This window comes from Chryseobacterium carnipullorum, from assembly GCF_900142785.1.
GTDB lineage: Bacteria > Bacteroidota > Bacteroidia > Flavobacteriales > Weeksellaceae > Chryseobacterium > Chryseobacterium carnipullorum.
The window spans coordinates 57,678-81,806 of the sequence record NZ_FRCD01000018.1 but is presented as its reverse complement, the minus strand read 5'-3'; the positions used below and the strand labels follow the sequence as shown (position 1 = coordinate 81,806).

Sequence of the window (24,129 nt, the reverse complement as noted above, 5' to 3'; positions counted from 1 at the left end):
ATATGAAAATTATTATTCAGCATGATCAGATGGATTGCGGCCCGGCATGTCTTGCTATGGTAGCCAGCAATTATGGAAAAAACTACAGCCTTCAATACCTTCGTGACAATTCATTTATCACGAAAGAAGGGGTATCTATGTTCGGTATCGTTGAAGCAGCAAAAAAGATCGGTTTTGAAACATTTCCGGTAAAACTAACCATAGAGAAACTGATCAGTTCACATGAATCTTTCCCTTGTATCCTTTACTGGGGTAAAAATCACTTTGTTGTACTAAAGAAAGTATCTAAAAAATTCTTATCCTCAGACTATACTTTTCAGATTGCAGATCCGGCACATGGATTGATCTCTATCAAAGAACAGGAATTTAAAAAATACTGGATCTCTAATGATAGTATGGGAATAGCTTTGTTTTTAAAGCCCTCAGAAGAATTTTTCAACATCCAGGTCCCTAAAGAAAAGAAAATAACGCTGAATTATATCCTGCAATATCTTACTCCCTACAAAAGGCAACTGATATTAATGTTCTTTTTATTGCTGGCAGGAAGTGCTGTCACACTTGCCTTTCCATTTTTAACCCAGGCATTGATAGATGATGGAGTAAGCGCCAAAAATCTTAATCTTATTGCATTAATTCTTCTTTCACAATTAGGATTATTTCTGGGATCAATAACAATAGAAGTGGTCAGAAACTGGCTTATGCTTTTTATAGGTACCAAACTGAGTATTACCATTATTTCCGATTATTTAAAAAAGATGCTTCAGCTTCCCATAAGGTTTTTTGACACAAAAAAAATGGGCGATTTTAATCAGAGAATACAGGATAATGAGAGAATCGAAGAATTTCTTACTTCTCAGAGTTTACTTACCTTTTTCTCCATTATTAACTTTTCGGTTTTCTTTGGCGTTCTTCTTTATTATAATTATACAATTCTTACTGTTTACCTTATTCTTACGGTGCTCTCTATAGGATGGTCTTATTACTGGCTGAAAAAAAGGAAAGTTTTAGATTATCTTCGTTTCCAGCAGCGGGCAGAAAATCAGGAATCCGTATTTGAAATCATTAAGGGAGTTACAGAAATGAAACTCAACCAGTTTGAAGATTTCAAACGCAGTCAATGGGAAGAAGTACAACAAAAATTATTTAAAGTAAATATCAGAATTCTCAAGCTGAATCAGATTCAGTTATCCGGTTTTGAATTTATGAATCAGTTGAAAAATATTCTTGTTACTTTTCTGGCTGCAACTCTTGTGGTAAATGATAAAATGACTTTAGGAGGATTACTCAGCGTCTCCTACATTATCGGGCAGATGAATTCACCCGTTAATCAACTTATCAGTTTTTTCCGGTCACTTCAGGATGCAAAACTCAGCTTAGAAAGACTGAACGAAGTACAAAGCTACCCTGCTGAAGAGAGTTCTGGACAGGTAGCCTTACCATTGTATACACAAAATAATTATGAATTTAAAGGAATCAGATTTGACGATGTAAGTTTTCAATATGCGGGCAGTAAATCTCCCTATGTATTAAAAAATATCAATCTCTTTATTCCCGAAGGAAAAATAACAGCCATCGTAGGCGCAAGCGGCAGTGGGAAGACAACTTTGATGAAGCTTCTGTTAAAGTTTTATGAACCCACTGAAGGTAAAATTTCATACGACGATATCAATATTAATGATATATCTCCCGAAAATTTAAGAAGCAGCTGTGGTGTGGTAATGCAGGATGGATATATATTCTCTGACAGTATAGAAAGAAATATTATAACCGGTGAAAAAAATGCAGATGAGAGCAAACTGAGACAGGCTGTAAAAACGGCAAATATAGAAGAGTTTATTGAATCCCTTCCATTAAGATACGAAACCAAGATCGGAGCTTCCGGCAATGGAATTTCAGGTGGACAGAAACAGCGTATTCTTATTGCACGTGCTGTGTATAAAAATCCTCATTATATATTTTTCGATGAAGCTACGTCAGCTCTGGATTCAGAAAATGAAAAAATAATTCATGATAATCTTCAGGAGTTTTTTAAAGGAAAAACAGTTGTAATTATTGCTCATAGACTTTCTACTGTAAAGAATGCAGATCAGATCTTGGTGCTTAAAAACGGAGAACTTATAGAAAAAGGAAACCATCAGCAATTAGTGAGTGAAAGGACTGAATATTTCAATCTGGTAAAAAATCAATTAGAGCTTGGGTTATAAGAAAGATTTCTTACATTATCAGATTCTAATCTCATTACAAAATGTTCAGTATTGAAAATTTAATGTGCAAAATAAGTTACATAGACTTATCGTAAGTAACCTTTATTTACCCATTCTAAAATTTTAAATGATAAATCACAAAAATAAAAAAGGGAAAGTAATAGATATTACTTTCCCTTTATTGTAGCGAAGACGGGAATTGAACCCGTGACCTCAGGGTTATGAATCCTGCGCTCTAACCAACTGAGCTACCTCGCCGTTTTGGTGGTGCAAATATAGAAAATATTTGTTTACCACCAAAATTATTTTAACTTAAAATATTCTAAAACATTCCCCACGTGGTCTGGTTTATTGATTATCTTATTGTTAGCATCTAAAATAAAATACGTCGGAGTTGCATGAACATTGTAAGTATCGACGTAGCTACTGTTCCATCCTCTTAATTCGGAATCATTGATCCAGGGAAACGCAGCAATTTTTTGAGTATATGAAGCTTTGTCGGTATCTAAAGAAAGACCGACAATCTGAATATTCTTCGCTTTTAACTCATTGTATTTTTCCAATAGTTTCGGCAATTCGCTTTCACAGTGTGAGCATGTGGACGACCAGAAAACAATAATTTTCTTATCCGCTTTCACGTCATACAGAGACTTGGCAGATGTATTGGCCGCCGACTGAAATTTCACATTAGGAAATGTGGCTCCCATTTCAACATTAGCATTAGATTTTAATGTCGTCGCCAATCTGTCATTAATGGTACACTTAAGGTTTTTTGCCAGTGTAAGATATTTGGTTTTAAACTCTTCCATATCGTATGCATCAAAAATATCAATAAGTTCTGAAAGCACCGTTTGACCTCTTGGAGTTTCAACCTTTAAACGGTCTAAAAGGGTATCTACTGAACCTGCAACATTCGTGTTCCCTCCCGAATTAAGATAGGATACCAAAACAGGCCTTAAAAGGGACGAAGACTCAAGCATATCATTAGACTTATCCAGGAAGTTGACAATATCATCAGGAGTGACCTTTTTAGCAGGATCTGTAGAATTAGATAAGAACTTGCTATAATTGGTATTGTAATAAGAAATAAAAGGATGCTTTGACGCATCAATAGTATTGTTTGTTCCGGAAAGTCTTTCTATTTCTATTTTAAGTGCCTTTCCGAAATCAGTATTGTCCTTATAATATTCTTTGATCTGAGCTAATGCCGGAAGAATAAGTTCTTTCTTTTGAGAACCTTCCTGTTGTCTGCTCATAAGATCATTGGCTTCATCAAGATAAGCTACGTCTTTGATCTTATTATTTTGCACATCAAGTTTTACGCTGATGTTTTTATTTTCGGAAATAAAGCTCACCGCATTATTTGAATCAGGAAAATACACTTTCATCATCCCCATATAATGGCTTGGGTACTTGAAGGTCCATGTATTATTCTTATTCTGTTCTTTGGTAACGATTATATCTTTTGAACCGTTTAATGTATATAGAATGGCATCCTTATCTTTAAATTCGGCAGGAGCCTGTACTGTAACTGTAAACTGGGCCTGCAAAGAAAATGCAGCTAATACTGCAGATAATATATATATCTTTTTCATAGAGTAAAAATAAAAAAACTCTCTGATTAATCAGAGAGTTTAATGTTATTTTAATAAAATTTTAGGCTTTTACGCTTTTTAATTTCTTTGTATAGAATATAATAAGTGCAATGGCAACTACAGATAGCAGATATACATACATATCAATAGGTGATGCGGCACCTCCAGGTCCTACTGTTCCCGTACCACCTCCTCCCGGTACCGGTGGAATTTCATCATCAGCCTTGACCAGAAATGTTCCGAATAAGAAAAGAGCGAATACTAGTTTATTAATAGTTTTCATAATATTTATTTTAAGATTTTAGTGTTAACGGTTTCTCCTTTATCAGAGACAATTTTTACAACATAAGAATTTTTAACAGCGCCGTTAAGCTCAATTACAAAATCCCTAGATGCATCAACTGCCTTTTTAGAGATAACCAGTTTACCGCTCATATCATAAACTTCAATATCTGCTTTTTTCCAGTTTGGATCAAATCTAACAATGTAGTTGGTAATCTCAGGATTATATACTACCATTGTTCTTGAAGGTGTAGCTTTATCGTCTTTAGTTGCTAACACCACATTATTGGGTTCACCGTAATATAAATCATAAGATGCAACAGCGTTAGGGGCAATACCGCCTTGTGTTGCCTGCTGTACAGTACCGTTTGATGCTTTATAGTAGAAGCCGACACCTGCAGACAGTAAGTGAGTTCCAGCTGGAACTAACTCTCCATTTTCTCTTATTTCGAACTTGTAAGATTTAACTTTATCAGTCTTATAATTTACAAGTTTAACATTTTTACCTTTAAAGTTACTTTCATTGGCTTCATTGATATATAACCAATACTGACCTGTATAGTTTGTATCATATCCTCCATTTAAAGCTTCTTCAAATGTACCGATCATATTTTCGCTTGTAGATGTTGCCTGAACAGTCGTTGCTACAGAAGTCTGGTGACCTGTAGTAAAATTAGGTGAAACGACATAATATGTTCTTGCAATTTCGTTCCCATTAGCATCTAAACCAATTACCCCCAATTGCTTTACAGTTCCTTCAATACTTTTCATCCCGTTTTTAGCAGCAGTAACGCTGTAATCAGTTGCTGCAGCTCTTACGGTCTGATTAAATCTTCTAAGGGTATTAAAGTTCAATGTCTGTGCAGCAGATGTTCTTAATTTCAATACAAAAGTCTGCATTGGCTTGATAATCATACCAATATCTCCCACAGGAACTCCTGCTGGAGTAGTATAAGTCTGAATTAATGCTCCTGAACTGTATGCATTTCCCTGAGACCCTACAGTAACAGTTCCGGGATCGTATCTTACACCCCAGATATTAGAGATGTTATTTCCATCAGTAGTTCCTACATTTTCTACATATCCAATTCTCGATAAATCAAGATTGGTTAAGAACGGGTTTCCAAATTGATAAATATTTTTACCATACGTGTTTCCCCAAGGCGTAATTGAAACTTCAAACTGATCCTGTAGATAGGTATTATATCTTTCATTATAACCATTGATGGCATTCCCCCCTGCACCGAAATTAACATTTCCTCCGTTTTGAAGAGTTGTGCTGCTTGCCAGTGTAGTATAAGGACGACCATTAATCGTATGAAGCGCGCTGCTTGTGTCCAAATTATTATTGGCAGATCCCAGCATATAATATGCGGTAGGATCACTTGTAGGAACAGATAAATCCGTAAAATCTGCAACAGCTGCTGTGTTGTTTGCTTTTAAGATTTCATTTTTACTTCTTCGTACTGTTCCAAATGTTTTACCAAGTTCAGTAGATAAGGTGTTCAAGACTTTACCCGAAAAAGGCATCGCTACCTGCTGATAAAAATCTCCATTACCATGTTTCTTGGTTCTGAATTCTTTACTTACGATTCCAGTAATCTGTCCCTGGCTTAAACCATCAACATATAACTGTCCGTAAGTAGATACGTCGTCGGTAGCCGTTGGAGTATTAAGTCTTAAAACAATATTTCCACCGTCGGTTTTATCTCCACCGCCAGTGTCTATTGTTTTAAAAGCATCTCCGGCTGCACCTACAACCATGACGTTTCCGTGTACATCCAAAAGGCCACTGCCTCTTGTCTGAACACCTCCACCACTATAAACAAGGGTGCCTTCGCTCACATACATATTAGCATTAGTGTCAACGTGACATAGTATCTGCGCCTGAACAGAGTAACTAATTGCTAAAAGACCTATAGCAAATAAACTTTTTCTCATTGTATAAATTATTTGTGTGTTAATACAATCTTCACCCGCAAAGGTAAGATTTTTTTTTATTAGAAAAAAAAATATTTTATTTATTAACAAAAATATTCTCCTCCGTTAATATGATTTCTTTCTCTTCGCCTATTGAAAACATATAATCCTCCAGTACCTTTTCAGTGGTTCCTCTTAATCCTCTGGCGCCTAAGCCCTTTTCAATTGTTTCTTCTACGATCTTTTCAATGGCACCGTCTGTGAAAACCAAATGGGCACCGTCCATTTTGAACAGTTCTACAAATTGATTGATGATCGAATTCTTAGGTTCTTTCATGATTCTTACCATGGTCTCTTTAGTGAGTTTATCAAGGTAAGTAATGATCGGAAATCGACCTAAAAGCTCTGGAATTAATCCAAAAGTACGAAGATCAATGGCATTAATATGGGTCAGGATATATTCGTCTTCATCCGCTTTATTGATTTTTTCAGAACTGAATCCTATCGCCTGCTTGTTCATCCTTCTTTCAATGATCTCCTTAATCCCGTCAAAAGCACCTCCTGCAATAAAAAGGATGTTCTGAGTATTCACCTGAATATATTTCTGATCCGGATGTTTTCTTCCTCCCTGAGGCGGAACATTGACAATGCTTCCTTCCAGAAGTTTTAGCAATCCCTGCTGTACTCCTTCTCCGGAAACGTCTCTTGTAAGACTTGGGTTGTCTGATTTTCTTGCAATTTTATCGATCTCATCAATAAATACAATTCCTCTTTCAGCTTTTTCCACATCATAATCAGCCACCATAAGAAGTCTTGAAAGGATACTTTCCACATCCTCTCCTACATAACCTGCTTCCGTAAGAATCGTAGCATCTACAATACAGAAAGGGACATTAAGCTCTCTTGCAATGGTTTTTGCCAAAAGAGTTTTTCCTGTACCGGTCTCTCCTATCATAATGATATTGGATTTTTCCAGCTCTACTTCCCTGTTTTCATCTTTGGCGTGAAGCAGTCTTTTATAATGGTTGTATACCGCAATCGAAAGCTGTTTTTTTGCCTGATCCTGTCCAATAACATATTGGTTAAGAAATTCCTTGATTTCTTTCGGTTTCTTAAGTTCTTCTATACTTTCTGCAGGACCAGAAGATCCTGGCTTGGAAACACTGTCTTTTACAATAACGTGTGCCTGTTCTATGCAGTTTTCACAGATAAATCCGCTCTGCCCAGAAATAAGCATTTGCACTTCATTTCTTTTTCTGCCGCAGAATGAACATTGATTTGAATTCATACTATATTATATAGGTTAAAGAAAATCGTAAAAAATTTCTTTTTTACGATTTTATGCTTTTTAAGAATTAATAATTGAGTGTTGGATCTCTTTATATTCTTCGTCTGTTAATTTCAATCTTTCATTTTTGAAGTTCATATCTTCCACATTGTTTAAGGGAATAAGATGAATGTGGGCATGAGGAACTTCAAGTCCTACTACAGCCACTCCTACTCTTACGCAGGGCACTGCATTTTTAATCTTTTTGGCGATCTGCTGTGCAAATCCCCAAAGGTTTTTATATTCTTCGTTTTCCAGATCAAAGATCAGGTCAACTTCTTTTTTAGGAACAATCAGCGTATGTCCTTTCACTAGAGGCATTGCGTCAAGGAATGCTATAAAATTGTCATCCTCTGCAATTTTGTATGAGGGGATTTCGCCGTTAATGATTTTTGTGAATATACTGCTCATATTTTTAGAAGTTAAAATTCCGGATTTCTTACTTAGATTATAGAGTAATTTCTAATACTTCGAAAGACAGTTTGTTTCCGTTTGGTAATGTAATATCTGCTGTTTCACCGATTACTTTTCCAAGCAATCCTTTTGCGATGGGTGTATTCACAGAAATCCTTCCTGTCTTAAGGTCGCTTTCATTATCAGGCACCAAGGTAAACACCTGCTCCTGATTGGTTGCATTGTTTTTAAGTCTTACCGTGGTAAGGATCGAAACCTTTGAAGTATCTAATTGACTTTCATCTATGATTTTGGAAGTTGAAATAATATCTTTAAGCTTTGAAATTCTCATTTCAAGCATACCCTGAGCCTCTTTAGCCGCATCATATTCAGCATTTTCAGATAAATCTCCTTTATCTCTTGCTTCTGCAATCTGCTGGGTGATTTTTGGTCTTTCCACAGTTTCTAACTGTTCCAGCTCAGCTTTCATTTTCTCTTGTCCCTCCTTTGTTACATAGCTTGCCATAATTTTCAAAATTTAGGTTTGGTATAAAAAAATAATCCGACATTTGCCGGACAATGTATTACGTGTTATATCGTTTAACTTTTACAAATATATAAAAATTTAAATTGAAATGAAAAAAAATTTTTCAATCGTCTCTATTTTAACTCTACTGATTTTCAGTAATTTAACTATAAACTCATGTGGAAGCAGAGAAGACACCGTAAGCTGCTTTCCCAACAACCCTATTAATGTATCTTTAAACCTTAACCTTCCTGCTTATAATGCTCTTAACTATGACGGAAGCTGGATTTATGTGAATGAGCAGCAGTCCGGAACAAGAGGACTTATTGTAGTCCGTGCGGGAGACACCTTCAAAGTATACGACAGAAATGCACCCCACATTTGCCCGGATGCCAATACAACGCTTGAAGTTAAAGACAATATCAGTGTTCTTTGCCCTAAGGACAATACCCGATGGATCCTGAGAACAGGTCAGCCGGAAACAGGAGCGAAAACATCCCTTCCGCCTAAAACCTATCCTTACAATTATGACTTTGCCACTAAAAATCTAAATATTTACTATTAAAATGAAGATCGTTATACAGAGAGTTTCTGAGGCCAGCGTAAAAGTAGATGGAAAAACTGTCGGGGAAATCGGAAAAGGATTAATGCTGCTGACCGGAATTGATGAGAATGATGAAAAAGCTGATGCAGACTGGCTTGTACAGAAAATCTTAAACTTAAGAATATTCGGTGATGAAGATCACAAACTTAATCTTTCAGTAAAGGATATTTCGGGAGAAATCCTTTGCATCAGTCAGTTTACGCTGATTGCTGATTACAAAAAAGGAAACCGTCCTTCTTTTATTAAAGCCGCAAAACCGGATCAGGCAATTCCCCTGTTCGATTATTTCAGAGAAGAATTAGCCAAATCAGGACTGAAAACAGAAAGTGGAATTTTCGGGGCAGATATGAAGGTTTCCCTCATCAATGACGGGCCTGTAACGATCGTCATGGATTCCATCACAAAAAGCTAAATCTAAAATAAATACTTCTGTAAATGAAGTTTCAAAAACCTTCCTATTTGAAATAAAAATTCCTAATCATGCACCCGAATTTTAAATTAATATCCGGATTTTTAATAACGTTGAGTATCTATTTCACAGGCCACGCACAGAGTCGTGACGAACTTTTAAAATCAAAACTAGACTCAGCCTTTTCAGAATTATTCAAAGCGGATGAACCGGGAGGTGCTATTTTAATTCAACAGGGAAATAAGGTTTTGTATGAAAATGCTTTCGGGCTGGCTGATCTGAAGACCAAAAATAAGTTTACGAGCAAAACCGTTTCAAATCTGGGTTCTATTTCTAAAACCTTTGTGTCATACGGAATCCTGATCCTTCAGGACCGACATCAGCTCTCAACGGATGACAATCTGCTTACATTCTTTCCTGATTTCAAGAATAAGGATATTGCTGCCAGGATTAAGCTCCGTCACATTCTCGCCCACAGTTCCGGGCTTCCTGATCTGAGAAATGTGGAGAAGGACAGTCTATTTTATCTTACAGCAAAGGATGAAGAAAATTTCACACCGTTAAAGTCCGCGGACTCGCTGGATTTTGAACCGGGCACGAAATTCGAATATTCTAATCCTGCGTACAACGGTCTGGCAATGATCATTGAGAAGACAAGCGGGATGAAATGGCAGCGCTTCATCGATCAAAATATTTTTAAACCTTCGGGAATGAAAAACAGCCGGATTACAGATGGCAGCTTTCCTGATAAAAATGTAGCTCACGGTTATATTTTGAAGGATAAGACCTATCAGGAATATGATTATGGCGAATGCCCTACTTTTGCAGCAGCAGGCAACGGAGGGGTATGGAGTTCTATTGAGGACCTGAAAAAATACATTACCGCGATTAACCAATGTAAATTTACGGACTGTTCGGTTATTAAAGCCTCAGAAACGATATATAATCCATCCGGCTGGAAGGGTGAAAAACCAATCTATCATACAGGAACCTGGTTTGTTCATCAGGGTTTCTATGCGGATACCAAAACAGAAGAAACAGTGAATGTGATTGAGCATGCCGGTGATCAGGGAGGCTTCAAATCTCACCTCATCATGATTCCTGAAAAAAATATTTCCATTATCTGGCTGACCAACAATAACAAATTTATTACTGGTCATATCAGAAGAATCCTTCTTAAGATGAAATATCTTGACTAAACAGCATTCGATATCCTCTTTTTTATGATAATTTTTACAATGTGAGATAAAGCGCTTTTAATTTCAGCAAGAATTTAATTTCACAAAAACGTGATTTAAATTAATATTATTCACATTTACACTATTCACCATTTATAATTATCAACCTCGCAAGCAAATATGTTTATTAATATTCTTATTCTATGTTTTTTGTATTTTAAATTATAAATTTGATTTACAACCATTTAATAAAATAATATGAAAACAGAAATTAGACTTTTCACCTTATTTATTTTCAGCTTTTTTCTTTCTTTCGGCCAGAATCCGTCAGATAAAAGTGATAAGCTTAGCGCAAACATTTATGTATGCTTTTCAAAAAGCATTACTTCTGAAAAGGCAGCCCTCAGCCGAAATCCGGAATTAGCAGAGTTTATAAAAATCAATGACATTTCATTGATTAATGATCTTGGTTTTAGTGACCAAAAACTTGAAGAAATGATCAAAGACAGCAGAGCAAACGGTAACTCGGGAGAATCTGTTGAAAAATTAAAACGAATATTCAGGGTCAATATTCCCCATCAAAGCACAGAAGCAGCAGAAAGACTGGCTCGTACCCTTGAAAAATTTCCTGAGGTAGAGTATGTTTCTGTGATGAGCAGTACTCCTATCGAACCTCCATTGGTTAAAGCATTTGTTGCAACTCCCGATTTAGAGAGTCTTCAAACCTACCTCAACGACAATCCCGGAATCAATGCCAAATATGCCTGGTCAAGAGGAATTACAGGGCAAAATATCAGAATCCGTGATGTAGAATATGGTTTTTATAAAACTCACGAAATGCTTTCCAATCAAAATTCTATACAATTGGAACCCGGATACAGTCCTAATGCAGGATTGGCCAATAACAATTACCGCGATCACGGAACGGCTGTGGTAAGTATTTTAGGATCTGTAAAGGATAATATTGGCCTTTCAGGAGCGGCTTACAGTGCTTCCCAAATCAAAGGCTATATGGAATGGACTACAGTTGGATATAACAGAGCTTCAGCAGTGAGCAGATCAATCAATGCCTCTCAGGCCGGTGATATCATTTTATATGAAATGCAGACGGGAGGAAAAGATGGTCAGTACTGTCCTGCTGAATATGACAGTGTGATCTGGGATCTAACGAAAGCAGCTACTGATTCCGGAATCATCGTCATTGCAGCAGCCGGAAACGGAAATCAAAATCTTGATGATCCTTTTTATGCGGCATACAGAGCAAGAGGAAACAGTGGCGCCATCATTGTGGGAGCAGGTTCTCCTAATACAACCCACTCCAAACTGAGCTTCAGTACTTTTGGAAACAGAGTGGATGTTCAGGGTTGGGGAAGCAATGTTCTTGCAGCAGGATATGGCTCTTACCAAAAGTATGATAACGATAACAACAGAACCTATAATTATTTCAGCGGAACAAGTTCTGCAACTCCTGTAGTCGCTTCTGCAGCCACACTGATCCAGTCTTATTATTATCAGAATACGGGTCAGTATCTGACTCCGGCTGCGATGAAAAACTTATTGATCTCTACAGGAATCCCTCAGGGCGGAACTGTTGCCAATCAGAAAATAGGCCCATTTCCAAATGTAAAAAATGCCATATTACAGCTGGAAGGCAGTTTTGCCGCTAAAACTAAGGTGCAGGCTCCTCTGGAAATTAAAATCTATCCTAATCCTGTTACCAGCTCTGTCGCAATTCACAGCAATGAGGATAAAAAACTTGATTTCGAAATAATCAATATGCATGGAAGAACCTTGACAAAAGGATCTGTTTCCCCTGATGAAAAGATCAATACTTCAAATCTTCCTACGGGACAATATATCATTAATATTACCGAAGGACAACGAAGAGTGATTGAGAAATTCACGAAATTATAATCCAATATCAATAGAAAAACGTCTTTCAGGAGCTGAAAGACGTTTTTTGATTATTTTATAAAAAAGTTAGTTTGCAGGAACGCTGTTGAAATTAAGCGCTATTTTAAGATTCATATCTGAAGTCGTCTGGTTTTTCAACTCGTAGACTGTTCTTACAGTAAGTCCTGAACTTTTTACTACCTCATCTAAATACCCCGTATCATTAAGATCCAGATTTAAGCTTGAGGAGTCTGTAGTAATATTGGAACGTGATGCGACCAACTTCTCCCCTGTTCCGCTGGAAGAAACATATACTTTTACGGATTTCACCGCACTTAAATTTCCACCTGAAGGAGAAACTACAGAAATTTTAGCATCAGAAATTCTTACATCCTTGATTTTTGCATTATTATTTCCTCCAAACCAAGTCTGTACATTCGTAGCGGTAGATGTGGAAGAAACTTCTTTATCAGCCGGAACTCCCGTAGATACCAAGACATTGGCGGTATAAGGGAATGTATTCTGAACCAGCGACTGTACTGTTCCACAGCTTACTACTACTGCTGAAACTGCCGCCGTCATTAACCATATATTTTTCATAACTTTTAAACTTTAGTAATGAGTTTGCACAAATTATACCAAATGGATAAAACTTATTCTACACTTACATTAAAACTTCCGATGGTATTGCCTGAAGCCATATTGCTTTTCCCGATAATCAGCCATACTTCTCCTTTTCCTTTGGTCTGGTAAGTAATTTCTCTGCTAAAAGGGCCATCATAATCTCCGTTGGGAAGCTTGATCTGATTGAACCTGATATTAAAGTCTTTTTCATTTGTTGAAATTTTCGCTTTAATCGTAGGTTTGTCATAGTGAGTCAGTTTTAAGACAAGTTCCTGACCGTCTTTTGTGAATTCTTCTCCCAGGGTAAAAGGAAGCTGAGCTGCATCTGCCGTACGGATAATCTGACCTTCTTTTTCGCTTCTCATAACGCCTTTGCGGAGTACTTCTTTGGTAACAGGAGCATTGTTAATAATTGAATCTTGCTTTCTAAGTTGAGCTGAATCTGTTTTTGTAGCGGAATCCGGCATTTCTGTGACCACAGCAGAGTCCCTGTTCGGAGTTTCGGATACGTTCACCTCTTTTTTACACGAAATAATAATCAATGGAATTAACAATAAGGATTTTTTCATAATAACTAATCTTTTAATGTTTCATAGTAAAGGATTTTTGAAAGGAAGGGCCTGGACTTTTCTTCTTTAATTTTTACCAGTACTTTCTTTTTAAGTTGCGGATCTTTCTTTTCATCCGCATACTTCAGCAGCCCTCTTTCACTGAAACTGATTTGCTCAAGGTGATAGTTCATCACAAAATCTTTACGTTTCATATTCTGGTAGGTAATGATTCCACCCCAGTTGACATAACTGCAAGCCAAAATTGTTCCATAAAAATACCAGGTCATGGCATTGAACAGGAATGCATTTCTTTTTTTCCTCTGAATTTTAATAAAGGTAAGAGCCAGACCAATGAGGGCCAAAAGGAGAAAAGCAAATACGCCCAGCCTCTTATAAGTCCATCCGTAACTGATGATATACTCGTAGTTTTTTACGACTGCGGACAGAACAAGAATTGCATTTAAAACAATCCAGATTCCGGCCAGCATTTTCATCAGCTTTGCCTTAGGATCAAAATTAAAACCTGATTTAAAATAGAACATAATGACCAAAACCGCCATCACAATCGATAGGATCACCGCATTGACTCTTTCATGGGTTTCTTCGGAAAGCTGAACGGGAGTTTTCGATACCTCATAAAACTGTTCATAATTGTAAGTGATAATAAAAAACACCAATAAAATATTCAGGCAAAAGAAAGAGATAACCCCACTTGTCCTTTCTGAATCGAGATCAAGGAAGGAATAGGTAGACTTCTGAATTTTAGATTGATCTTGAAAGTCATCATCCAGCCAATGATTCTTTTTATAAATGAATCTTTCCACTGCATAATTCCAGTAATTGAACGCAATAAAAAAGCCCAGCACCGAAATACATAACAGTTGCCATACATTAATATCCAACTCATAATCTCTGAAAAGTGCTGCAAAGTGATCACTTCCCGCAGAGTAAATTCCGAAAAATACAGAAATCAACAAAATCGGAATAATAATGAACGCCAAGGTTTTCTGCCATATACCTGATACATTTTTTTTCGGAAGCCATTCGTCAAAACTGAAGAACCTGAAAAGTGAGGTAAAACTGTTGATGATAAAAACCGGAATCAGGAAAAGTATTTTCAGGTTTCTGTTTCTTGATCGATAACCAAGCAGGAGAATGGAACTTACAACCGCCAGTAAGGAAGGAAAATCTCCGTACCAGATAAAAGCAAAGCTTGACAGCATACTTGTAACAAAAAGTATCAGAAAGGTTTTTGTTCTGTTTCTTTCAGGGGTTTTGAACAAGGTAAGTGTTGTGTAAACGATGCTCATAATACCGAGATTCATTCCCACATTCTGATCATAGAATAGAATGACAAACAAAGCGGCTGTAAGGAATATATAATAATGTGTTTTCATGATGGAAGGGTTTAAGGTAGAAATTGAAAAATTGAAGCATTTAAGATTTAAAGATTCTTAATGCTATATAATCATGTGTTTTTTTTGATTTAAAATACCGGAAATGAAAAATTTACATATTGTAATTAAAAAGGATTAATAGATAAAGGATCGTAATTGGAATATTAAGAAGCAACAGCAGTACTGAGTTTCCTGATGATTTCTTATCCGTTACATTTGTCAGGAATTCTAAAAGCTCATAGAGCAGGACAAGCAGATTCACTACGGCTGCGATAACCACAAAATAAAATCCCAATATTAATAGAAAGTCTGCTTCTGTTATCACATAAGATATGAATAGTAAAGTCCCTGATAACAATGAAGTCAGAAAAGTATTTCTGCCTACGGTACTGTATTGTATTTTCTTCATGATCATTCATTAATAGAGTACCGTCGGTTCTTTCTGCTGAATATAATCTTTCAGATGGTCAAAATTCTGCCACAATAAGCTTTCAAAATCCCAGTGATAGAAAGGTCTCATGCTCTGTCCTTTCTTATAAGCATTCTTATAAAGTTTTAAATATTCGGGAAGAATCAATGTTCCCAATACGACTGCAGCCAGAAGATGGGCATTGAGTTTACCATTTCCGAGAAGAAGGTACTGCATGGCGATTTCGTCTTCGAAATGGGTTCCGCATCCGGTGATCAGATGATGCACGTCGTGGTCTTCCATTTTCGGGATCATAGAAAATCCGTGTTTTTTATAAAACTCACCCAGTTTCCTTCCCAAGGAATCTTCCTGAAATTGCAGCAGCTGCTGTTCATTGAACTGCCATTGTCTTTTTTTCTTTTTAAAATATTTTCTGTAGAGTTTCTGGGTTTTATCGTAGACAAAAAGCAGAAATTGAACACGTACTTTTTTCATAATTTATTATTTAAATATTAAGCTAAGTCCTATTAACGCATAAATATATGCTATGGGAATGTTGATCATTATTATCAGGATCGCTTTCATACAAGGCTTAAGTTTAGATCGATCAGCAATTCCATAAACCAATAATCCAAGCGCAATGAGTAGATTTATTATAGTTCCGAAAATTAAAAGCATGTAACCTCCGGCCACAAAAGCATCGTTAGTTGTTATTAAGTAGCCAACGAGAGAGATACTGCCAAGCGTAAAACATAACCCAAAAGTATATTTCCCAATATTCATTATTTCATAATCTTTCATAAGCCATCCAGATTAAGTCCTATTACAGCATAAAGAATAGCTACGGGAATATTGATCATCAGTAGACCGATAGCTTTGAGGCAGGCATCAGACTTTGCCTCATGAACAATTCCATAAATCAATAGTCCCAATGTTACAAAAAGGTTTAAAGCTGTTCCGAAGACCAGCAGAAGAAAACCGTAGTAAGCAAAGTCATCAATCTTTGTGATCAGATAACCGAAAAGGCAAATATTTCCCAGCGCAAAGCACAATCCGAAAATGGATTTTCCAATGTTTATAATTTCATGATCTTTCATAGATAGTATTTTAAGCCTGAGTTAAAGTAAAGACGGTAATTTCCGGACGAACCATAAACCTTATCTGGAAAGAATGGCCAATAGCCCTGTTGATATAAAGCATTCTTCCATCATGAAGATCGATTTCGCCCGATACATATTTTTTATTTTGGACTGGAAGGACCGGGGTGATGATGCCTGGGATTCTGCATTGTCCGCCATGAGTATGACCGCTTAAAATCCAGCCTTGATATCCGTTCCATATATCCCTGTCGCAGGCATCCGGATTATGACAAAGCACGATACTGGCTTTTGAAGGATGGTAACTGTTCATTGCTTCTGTCGGATAAAAGTTAGGTGACCACAAATCTTCAAATCCTATAAAATTCAGTCCGTGGATTTCTTCACTGCTGTTTTTAAGCATCGTGATTCCAACCTCCTGAAGAATGTGGCAGATGTCTTCTGAGCATTGGCTATCGTTCCAGTTTTTTCCGTAGTCATGATTTCCAAGGATCCCAAAAGTTGCTAACTTTCCATGGACTGCATGTTTCATGACGATCTTCAGATCTTCCAGCTCCTGTTGGGTTCCATGATTCACAAAATCTCCGGTATAGACGACAAAATCAGGGTTGAATTGCTGAGCTTTCCTGAAAGAATCAATCAGAAAATTCCAGTCGAAACGGTTTCCTACATGCAAATCTGAAATCTGCATCAATATTTTTCCTTCCAATGTTTCAGGGAGATTTTTAACCGGAAGTTTTCTTTGTACAAATTCTAACCAGAATGGCTCTACCTGCCACGAGTACAGGAAAGGAAACATTCCCGCTACCGACAGACTGAAAAGGCTCTTGAGAAAATACTTTCTTGTCATTGCTTCAGGATTCGGTGACTATTAATTTCCCGCGAAAGAAGTTCCAAAAACACCTACTGCCAACTCTGCCCAGATAAGCAACAAAACCAGAGTAATTGCGCCGCTCAGGAGTGTTTTGTAAGTTTTATTTTTAACGATCCGCTGTACCAGATCGATGATAAAGGCCGTTCCGAAAAGCAAAACTGCAGCGACTGCAAAGTCACCCGATGACCAGTTGAATTCATTGCTAAAGAAATTTCCTAACATAAGAATAGATAATAAGGCAGCAGGTGTAGTGTAAATAAATGTTCTTTTTTGTTTTAGTGTCATCATTTTTTTAATTTTTAATATTATAAAGCACTTTGTATTTCAAAGTAAATTTTCAAAAAAATATAGGTTTATCTTCCCAATAATTTTTCAAGAGCATCCAAATGTTCATTAAAAGCCTGCCTTCCATTTTGGGTAACACGGTAAGACGTTTTTGGTTTTTTGCCCACAAATTCTTTCTTCACTTCAATATAGGCTGCTTTTTCCAGCGCATTGCTGTGGCTGGCCAAATTGCCATCTGTGACATCCAGTACATTCTTCATTTCAGAAAAGTCAACCCAATCGTTGACCATTAGAACGGACATGATGCCCAGTCTTACACGGCTTTCGAATTCTTTATTGAGTTGATTGATTTTTATCATAACGATTTTCTAGCAGCAGGTTTCAAGAGCTTATTCTTAAAATCCTGCAAATTTAATCTTTATTTATATTTTTTATGCATGATCAAACCATACACAATATGTAAAATTCCAAAACCAATGGTCCAGAATAGAAGGCCCCAGCCCAGAAAGAACAGAGAAATCAATCCCAGTATGATCTGACAATATCCCAGGTATCTGATATCAGTTAGTGTATATCTTTCTGCACTGACTAAGGCAATTCCGTAAAAGATAAGCGTAGCCGGAGCGATCCATACAAAAAGGTGATGAAAAAGAAGGGCTAGACAAAAAACTCCGCCCGTAACCAAAGGAACAGCAAAAGTAAGCAATAGGCGCTTTGTCGTGGCATCCCAGATTTTCTGTCCTTTCTTTTTGCTCTTATTGGCTGTGAAAACATAGCCACTGAGCAGGGCCGTAAATAAAATCACAGTTCCAATAAGAACCAATTCTTTTACTAATGCCGGGTGAAAAATATTCCTGTCACCGTCAAAGTAATCAATTCCTTCCCTTTTAAAAACAAAATACACATATCCTGCACCTATTAATGCGGCAAGTCCGGCTACAACTCCAGACAATCCGCTTAATGAAATAAACCTGGAAGACCGTTCCATCATGGAACGGATATGCGATAAGTCTTCGTGATAGTTTTTCGAATCCATAAAAAGAACTTTGAATTACAAAGTTATAATTTATTTTGAATCTGCCAATATATTTTTTAAAATTTTACTCCTTTTTTTCACGATTCAATTTTTAACTTAAAGAAATAGAATTAAGCTGGTATGAATTAAAAGAACTCTATTACCATTTGAAGGACTTACGATGAATGGTGCTTTTGAATTTTACACAACGATCACCAAAAAAAAGCCACTGAAAATGATCAGTGGCTATATTATGATGGAAAACAATGCATTATTTTGCTCTCAATTTTTCCTTAATAGATTCAATATTTTTCTTAGCAGAATCCTCAAGAATTAAGCTAGCGCTCATATGAATTCTTGCAGGCATTAATTCATTGAAATGATCAGTTCCTTCCCAGGATACTTTTTTGATTAAAGCTAATGCATCACTGCTTCTTGAAGCCAGGGTCTGCATGAATTTCTCTAATTTGGCATCCATCTCTTCAATGCTCCCGGATACAGAATGATAAACATTGTGCTGTTCTGCCCACTCTGCCGATCTGAAATCCGCATCAATAGCCATTGCAGAGAATTGTGACTTCCCAATCTTTCTTTCTACATAAGGGCCGATCACAAAAGGGCCGATTCCTAAATTAATTTCTGTAAGTGCCAAGGCTGAATCTTTAGTGGCAAAACAATAATCTGCTCCGCAAGCGATTCCTACACCTCCACCGGTTGTTTTTCCCTGAACTCTTACCACCACTATTTTTCCGCAGTTCCTCATGGCATTCAGAACTTTTGCAAATCCTCCGAAAAACTTTGTAGAAGTTTCTAATTCTTCAATGGCTAAAAGCTCATCGAAACTTGCTCCTGCACAAAATGCTTTTTCCCCTTCACTTTTTACCAGAATAGCTTTTACTTCTTCTTTAGCTCCTTCATCCAGGATGGTTTGAGCCAGTTTTTCTAAAATAGCCCCTGGAAGCGCGTTACTTTTTGGTGTTCCGAAAGTAATTTCGGCGATATTGTTTTTAATTTCTGATGCTACGAATTCGTTCATTTTTATTTTAATTGGATTCTTACAAAAATACTAAATACCGCTCGTCCAGAGAAAATTATGACACCTAAATTATTGTTCATGCTATATTCCTAAAATATCTGTTGCATTAAAGCCTGAAATCCTCTGTATATCATAGGAAGGGCGTATTCATTACGTATAAATACGGAGTCTTTAATTTGGTATTTTCTACTCTAGCACTGACTTCTTATATGTTGTTCCTTTGGCTTATCAAAAAAAAACAACGACCAAAGGCGGAATCTGAAAAGCCTTGAATAGAGTAAGAAAACTTAACAACTGAAAAAACTATTATCATGGACGAGTACATTGGAATTGTAAAACTATTTGCGGGAAATTTTGCACCTAGAGGCTGGATGTTCTGTGACGGAAGCTTATTAAGGATTTCAAATAATTCTGCTTTATTCTCAATCCTGGGGACAACCTATGGAGGAAACGGTGTAGACACCTTTGCATTACCGAATCTAAAAGGACGTATGGCTATCGGGGCCGGAAATGTAACTGCGAACGAATATTATCCTCTTGGAGTGGTTGCCGGAACAACACAAAATACGATTATGGCACAGAATCTTCCAAGTATCGGTTCTGGATTTCAACTGAAAGTGGCTAATGCCAATGCTACCGTTTCTACTCCTACAACTGCCACATCAATCGCAAAAACAGGAACGCAGGTAGGAAGGGATTTCAATGCTGTACCAAGTTTTGCAGCCGTTGATCCTGATACAACTCTTAATGCGAGATCCATATCATACACCGGACAAAATCTTCCGATGAATAATATGCCGCCTTATTTAGGGCTTAACTACATCATTTGTGTAGAGGGAATCTATCCTCCACGAAGCTAAAAAACAACAACCTATTTAAAACCTAAATCATGAAAAGATCTATTTTTTTAACCATCTGTAGTCTGTTCATATCTTTCTTTTCTTTTGGACAAACCAGTACAGAACAATTTGAGACAGAATCAAACGGAAGCCCCATCTTTACGGACAATGGAGTCATTTTCAACATTATTTCTCACGTAGGAGCTTTCGATATTCAAGCCAATTTCCCTGGAACAGGCTGGAACGGAACCGCTACTGACAACAGATATATTGATAATTCTAATGATCCTGCTACTCCGCCATCTTTCAGTATCAAAACAACTTCCAACCTGTTTAAAGTAAACCGTTTCTGGATGTTCCTGTCCTCTCTTAATTTGGATCTGACTGTACCGGGAACATTAACTATTACAGGAAAACTGAGCGGAGTAACTAAGTTTACACAGACGAAGTCTACAGGTTTTGCTACTTCTATGGCTCCTACCAACGGATATACTCTGATTGACCTTACCAATTTAAACGGTCAGAATTATTCAAATATCATCATCGATGAGCTTAGACTGACGCTAGGAGGAAACTACAGATATGCAGGACTTGATGCTTTCACGTGGGTAAAAGACTCCGGTATCGTGGTACTGGCAACCAATGAAACAGCTTCCTCACAAAAAGGAATGAGCATTTATCCTAATCCTACCAGCGGACCTCTTTCCATTAAAACGGAAGACAATGCACAAGCTGAAGTTTACAGCCAGGATGGGAAATTGCTAAAAAACCTTGATATCAAGAAAGGAACCAATCAGGCAGACATCTCGGAACTTCCAAATGGCGTTTACATCCTTAAAACCCCATCCGGATCTTCCAAGATCATCAAAAAATAAAAATTTTTCATAAGTGATTTGTGCCCCGAAAAGATTCTAATGCATAAATGAGAAAATTCCCTGACTATTCAGGGAATTTTTTTTATCGGGTCCATTTATGAAGATGTTCAATTCTCGCATTTCTTTTTAACAGGGACTGAAATCTCAACTGTAATAAGGTGCGTCGCCCTTCAATGGTTCTGGTGAAGATCAGTTCAGATTTCTCAATCTTTTCACTCCAGGTTTTAGCAAACAGATCGGCACTTTTTTTATTTCTGGCGAAAACGTCGGGCACGGGATAATAGATGTATTGCTTCCTATAGAAAAGTTGAGTCTGCTGTTTCAGCAGGTACCTGGGATTATCAATCTTCGAAATTACTTCCTGTAAAACGTTGATAAACTGTGATTTTTCGTAATGACTGCCACCATCCAGATAGCAAAACATATTACTTTTGTCGGCAGAACTTACCACCTTCATTTTTTCAGGAGCGGTAGTAATAATCCTCTCATAGATAAGACATTTCAGAACGGTTTCACCTATAAGCCCCATATGACCAGCAATATTTCTATATTTAAGATATTGTCTTAATGCCCGGTAAAATTTCCCTCCGTAGATCACCAATCCCAATCCTCCCAATAGAAATACAGCCCAGGAAAGGTTTTTGACAGAATCTATTCCCTCAATATTCTTCAGTAACCCGAAAAGAAGGTCCTGCCAAAAGAGTAAAACGGATGAAATCATCACTTTAGATAGATCTGCCGTCATTTTCCCCAGATAGGTCATCTTCATATCCTTTACTGTTCGCATATCTTCGGAAGGAACTTTAATTTCTTCCACGAGAATATTACCTTGATCCAATGCTGATTTCCAGCGCTGCGATAAAGCCTCTCTCTTTTCAGCCAAAGAAAAACTATTTTGATTAACAGATGGGAGCTCATCTTCTTTTTCGATGGTTTTTATATGGAGCCTTTCAAAATTATTTTCGATGGAAGTTTCCTGTTGGGTTGAAATCCCAACAAAGGTTTTGAATCTTTTTCTGACAATATCCATATCCTGGCTACCATTCTCGCTTTTTGGATCGAAACAGACAAGATGCCATATATTTCCGGTTTTTTGAGGATTTTCTTTATCTGTTCTTATCACTCTTCCTCTCATCTGGTTGGACAGAACAAAGGAACTTACAAAGCTGGCAAGAATCAAGGTATTCATTTTGGGCGCATCCCAGCCTTCTCCGAGTAAAGATTTCGTTCCGATCAGAACCTGAATATAGCCCTGCTGGAAGATTTCAGTGATCACATGGACAATATCGTGTTTTATTTGTTCTGTAAGATTAATCTGGATATAATTTTTATCGTAGGGAATGACGGAAAATGATATTCCGTATATCCTTTTTCTACTACACAGCTCATGGAGTATCTCCTTTGCAGACGCCGGAATAATAACAATGCTTCCTGTTAAAACACCTATTTTTTTATTCTGTAGATTTTCCCGTCTCAATTTTTCAAAAATAGGAATGGCTCCAATTTTATCTAGCGGGAGATCATTTTTCGAGTCGGTGGATAGAAATTCTTTTTTGATAAAGTCGGTAAGAATAACCATTTTCAGATCTTGTTTAAGAACAGAAAATTCAAATTCAACGATATCTCTGATGCCCTGAAGTTTTCCGATACTGGAATTGAGGAGCTGGCATACATTTTTATTGTTGAAAAAACTGATGGCCTTTTTTTCAAGAAAACCTTGTCTTTTTAATCTGTTGCTGAGGGCTGTACGATGCTCTTCTTCATCTTTAAAATTCACTTCATCAACTACCAGATAAAAATCAAGAAGTTCTTCAAACCAGAAAAAATCAAATTCCGGAATATACTGATGCTGATCACCAATGATCTCAAAGTGAATTTTTGAAATCTCTTTTTTCCTGAAATTAAGATAGATAAGCCCGGAAGTATAGGAGGATATGTTTTCATAGATCCAGTCCAGATTTCCCATTGGGTTCTGATACACGGGATGTTTTTCCAATGCATTGAGAAGAACATCATCATTTTCAATTTCTTTAAAAAAGCTTTCCGCCTGGGTATGATAATATTCTATTTTTTGCTGTTCTTCATAGGAAGGTAATGTAAAATATACCAAATCCTGATGTGGGCAGAGATCTCCTTCAATCATTAATTCGGGAACGGAAATTTCTGCATCTATAGGACCGTTAAGCTGAAGGTATTTTTGCCATTCATAACCGGAAACATCGAAAGGCGGTGTTGCAGTGAGGGAAACGACGGTGGGATCTATCGCAGCTTTTAGCTCCATTAAACTTCTCCACCATGCATTTTTCAGATGATGGGCTTCATCAAAAATAAAGGTTTTCACTTTCTGCTTCTGCATTTTCTTTATTATTTCAGATAAGGAAACCTTCGTCGATTTTTTATCAGCTTCTGTTTCATCTTCCGGGTAGCCTGAAGCTGCATGAATTCCCTGGTAGGTGGTTACGGTAATAAGTCCGGGATTTTTGATATCAGTAGAAATCCATTCGGGGACCGTTTCTGTATCAAGAAAAAGTTCACAAAATCTTTGAACCCACTGATTTTTCACGGCTAAGGTAGGAGCAACGATAAGCGTCGGTTTATTCAGCCTGACCATAACTTCCAGTCCCAGTACCGTTTTTCCGGAGCCTGGTGGTGCTGTGACGTGCAGATGGTTGTTGGTAAGATACTCCCCCAGATTATCGAGAAACCTCTTCTGATAAGCACGCCAGCTGTATTTAAATTTTGTATGGATAGGAAAAATAATCATGGTTAATCGTTCAGTTCAACATCATGCAATTA

Annotated in this window: 26 protein-coding genes and 1 tRNA gene; 7 read left to right on the top strand and 20 right to left on the bottom strand. The window is 37.1% G+C overall.

The window, feature by feature from the left end; all coding sequences use genetic code 11:
* Positions 1–2 precede the first annotated feature (2 nt).
* Entirely contained in the window at positions 3–2,204 is a 2,202-nt protein-coding gene (locus BUC06_RS18905; protein WP_073335556.1) for a peptidase domain-containing ABC transporter, read from the top strand.
* 184 nt (positions 2,205–2,388) lie between these two features.
* Here the strand turns inward: BUC06_RS18905 and BUC06_RS18900 are convergent.
* The 7 genes from BUC06_RS18900 to greA form a co-directional block, all read right to left on the bottom strand.
* A tRNA-Met gene (locus BUC06_RS18900) sits at positions 2,389–2,462 on the bottom strand.
* A 44-nt stretch (positions 2,463–2,506) separates the two neighbouring features.
* Positions 2,507–3,799, bottom strand: coding sequence for a TlpA family protein disulfide reductase (locus tag BUC06_RS18895; RefSeq protein ID WP_073335555.1), 1,293 nt, complete (start codon positions 3,797–3,799; stop codon positions 2,507–2,509).
* A gap of 61 nt (positions 3,800–3,860) precedes the next feature.
* Complete coding sequence (locus BUC06_RS18890; RefSeq protein WP_073335554.1) at positions 3,861–4,082, bottom strand: signal peptidase; 222 nt, start codon at positions 4,080–4,082, stop codon at positions 3,861–3,863.
* Between the two features lie 5 nt (positions 4,083–4,087).
* On the bottom strand, positions 4,088–6,022 hold the full coding sequence (locus BUC06_RS18885) for a T9SS type A sorting domain-containing protein (RefSeq protein ID WP_083564127.1): 1,935 nt from the start codon (positions 6,020–6,022) through the stop codon (positions 4,088–4,090).
* 76 nt (positions 6,023–6,098) lie between these two features.
* Positions 6,099–7,289, bottom strand: a complete 1,191-nt coding sequence (gene clpX, locus BUC06_RS18880) for an ATP-dependent Clp protease ATP-binding subunit ClpX (protein WP_073335553.1) — start codon at positions 7,287–7,289, stop codon at positions 6,099–6,101.
* 60 nt (positions 7,290–7,349) lie between these two features.
* Positions 7,350–7,739, bottom strand: coding sequence for an HIT family protein (locus tag BUC06_RS18875; RefSeq protein WP_073335552.1), 390 nt, complete (start codon positions 7,737–7,739; stop codon positions 7,350–7,352).
* A 37-nt stretch (positions 7,740–7,776) separates the two neighbouring features.
* Entirely contained in the window at positions 7,777–8,247 is a 471-nt protein-coding gene (gene greA, locus BUC06_RS18870) for a transcription elongation factor GreA (RefSeq protein ID WP_073335551.1), read from the bottom strand.
* A 109-nt stretch (positions 8,248–8,356) separates the two neighbouring features.
* Between greA and BUC06_RS18865 the strand changes: the two genes are divergently transcribed.
* The 4 genes from BUC06_RS18865 to BUC06_RS18850 all read left to right on the top strand — a co-directional run bounded on the left by BUC06_RS18865 (position 8,357) and on the right by BUC06_RS18850 (position 12,352).
* Positions 8,357–8,812: a Rieske (2Fe-2S) protein gene (locus BUC06_RS18865; protein ID WP_073335550.1), complete on the top strand. Its 456-nt coding sequence runs from the start codon at positions 8,357–8,359 to the stop codon at positions 8,810–8,812.
* A gap of 1 nt (position 8,813) precedes the next feature.
* Complete coding sequence (gene dtd / locus BUC06_RS18860) at positions 8,814–9,263, top strand: D-aminoacyl-tRNA deacylase (RefSeq protein WP_073335549.1); 450 nt, start codon at positions 8,814–8,816, stop codon at positions 9,261–9,263.
* Between the two features lie 68 nt (positions 9,264–9,331).
* Positions 9,332–10,459 carry a serine hydrolase domain-containing protein gene (locus BUC06_RS18855; protein WP_073335548.1) on the top strand — a complete coding sequence of 376 codons (1,128 nt, stop codon included), beginning with the start codon at positions 9,332–9,334 and terminating at the stop codon, positions 10,457–10,459.
* A gap of 237 nt (positions 10,460–10,696) precedes the next feature.
* Positions 10,697–12,352: a S8 family peptidase gene (locus BUC06_RS18850; RefSeq protein ID WP_073335547.1), complete on the top strand. Its 1,656-nt coding sequence runs from the start codon at positions 10,697–10,699 to the stop codon at positions 12,350–12,352.
* 66 nt (positions 12,353–12,418) lie between these two features.
* On the opposite strand, the gene BUC06_RS18845 is transcribed toward BUC06_RS18850, so the two are convergent.
* The 12 genes from BUC06_RS18845 to BUC06_RS18790 all read right to left on the bottom strand — a co-directional run bounded on the left by BUC06_RS18845 (position 12,419) and on the right by BUC06_RS18790 (position 19,619).
* Positions 12,419–12,931, bottom strand: a complete 513-nt coding sequence (locus BUC06_RS18845) for a hypothetical protein (protein WP_073335546.1) — start codon at positions 12,929–12,931, stop codon at positions 12,419–12,421.
* Positions 12,932–12,984: 53 nt separating this feature from the next.
* On the bottom strand, positions 12,985–13,524 hold the full coding sequence (locus tag BUC06_RS18840; protein ID WP_073335545.1) for a hypothetical protein: 540 nt from the start codon (positions 13,522–13,524) through the stop codon (positions 12,985–12,987).
* 5 nt (positions 13,525–13,529) lie between these two features.
* Positions 13,530–14,903, bottom strand: coding sequence for a DUF4153 domain-containing protein (locus tag BUC06_RS18835; RefSeq protein WP_073335544.1), 1,374 nt, complete (start codon positions 14,901–14,903; stop codon positions 13,530–13,532).
* 112 nt (positions 14,904–15,015) lie between these two features.
* A complete protein-coding gene (locus BUC06_RS18830) occupies positions 15,016–15,312 on the bottom strand; it encodes a hypothetical protein (RefSeq protein ID WP_139263399.1) in 297 nt (98 codons plus the stop codon).
* Between the two features lie 9 nt (positions 15,313–15,321).
* Positions 15,322–15,807, bottom strand: a complete 486-nt coding sequence (locus BUC06_RS18825) for a Coq4 family protein (RefSeq protein ID WP_073335542.1) — start codon at positions 15,805–15,807, stop codon at positions 15,322–15,324.
* 6 nt (positions 15,808–15,813) lie between these two features.
* Positions 15,814–16,113, bottom strand: coding sequence for a hypothetical protein (locus tag BUC06_RS18820; RefSeq protein ID WP_073335541.1), 300 nt, complete (start codon positions 16,111–16,113; stop codon positions 15,814–15,816).
* Complete coding sequence (locus BUC06_RS18815; RefSeq protein WP_073335540.1) at positions 16,110–16,409, bottom strand: hypothetical protein; 300 nt, start codon at positions 16,407–16,409, stop codon at positions 16,110–16,112. The genes BUC06_RS18820 and BUC06_RS18815 overlap by 4 nt, the downstream gene beginning before the upstream one ends.
* A 10-nt stretch (positions 16,410–16,419) precedes the next feature.
* On the bottom strand, positions 16,420–17,259 hold the full coding sequence (locus BUC06_RS18810; protein ID WP_073335539.1) for a metallophosphoesterase: 840 nt from the start codon (positions 17,257–17,259) through the stop codon (positions 16,420–16,422).
* 21 nt (positions 17,260–17,280) lie between these two features.
* The gene (locus tag BUC06_RS18805) at positions 17,281–17,571 is read right to left on the bottom strand and encodes a hypothetical protein (protein ID WP_228423833.1); all 291 of its coding nucleotides are present in this window, start codon (positions 17,569–17,571) and stop codon (positions 17,281–17,283) included.
* 65 nt (positions 17,572–17,636) lie between these two features.
* Complete coding sequence (locus BUC06_RS18800) at positions 17,637–17,927, bottom strand: winged helix-turn-helix domain-containing protein (protein ID WP_073335538.1); 291 nt, start codon at positions 17,925–17,927, stop codon at positions 17,637–17,639.
* A 59-nt stretch (positions 17,928–17,986) separates the two neighbouring features.
* Positions 17,987–18,604, bottom strand: coding sequence for a hypothetical protein (locus BUC06_RS18795; RefSeq protein WP_073335537.1), 618 nt, complete (start codon positions 18,602–18,604; stop codon positions 17,987–17,989).
* 250 nt (positions 18,605–18,854) lie between these two features.
* A complete protein-coding gene (locus BUC06_RS18790) occupies positions 18,855–19,619 on the bottom strand; it encodes an enoyl-CoA hydratase/isomerase family protein (protein WP_073335536.1) in 765 nt (254 codons plus the stop codon).
* Positions 19,620–19,930: 311 nt separating this feature from the next.
* Between BUC06_RS18790 and BUC06_RS18785 the strand changes: the two genes are divergently transcribed.
* Positions 19,931–20,479, top strand: coding sequence for a phage tail protein (locus tag BUC06_RS18785; protein ID WP_083564126.1), 549 nt, complete (start codon positions 19,931–19,933; stop codon positions 20,477–20,479).
* Between the two features lie 29 nt (positions 20,480–20,508).
* Complete coding sequence (locus tag BUC06_RS18780) at positions 20,509–21,333, top strand: T9SS type A sorting domain-containing protein (RefSeq protein ID WP_073335534.1); 825 nt, start codon at positions 20,509–20,511, stop codon at positions 21,331–21,333.
* Positions 21,334–21,415: 82 nt separating this feature from the next.
* Here the strand turns inward: BUC06_RS18780 and BUC06_RS18775 are convergent, their stop codons facing one another.
* Positions 21,416–24,097, bottom strand: coding sequence for a DEAD/DEAH box helicase family protein (locus tag BUC06_RS18775; protein ID WP_073335533.1), 2,682 nt, complete (start codon positions 24,095–24,097; stop codon positions 21,416–21,418).
* Positions 24,098–24,129: the final 32 nt, after the last annotated feature.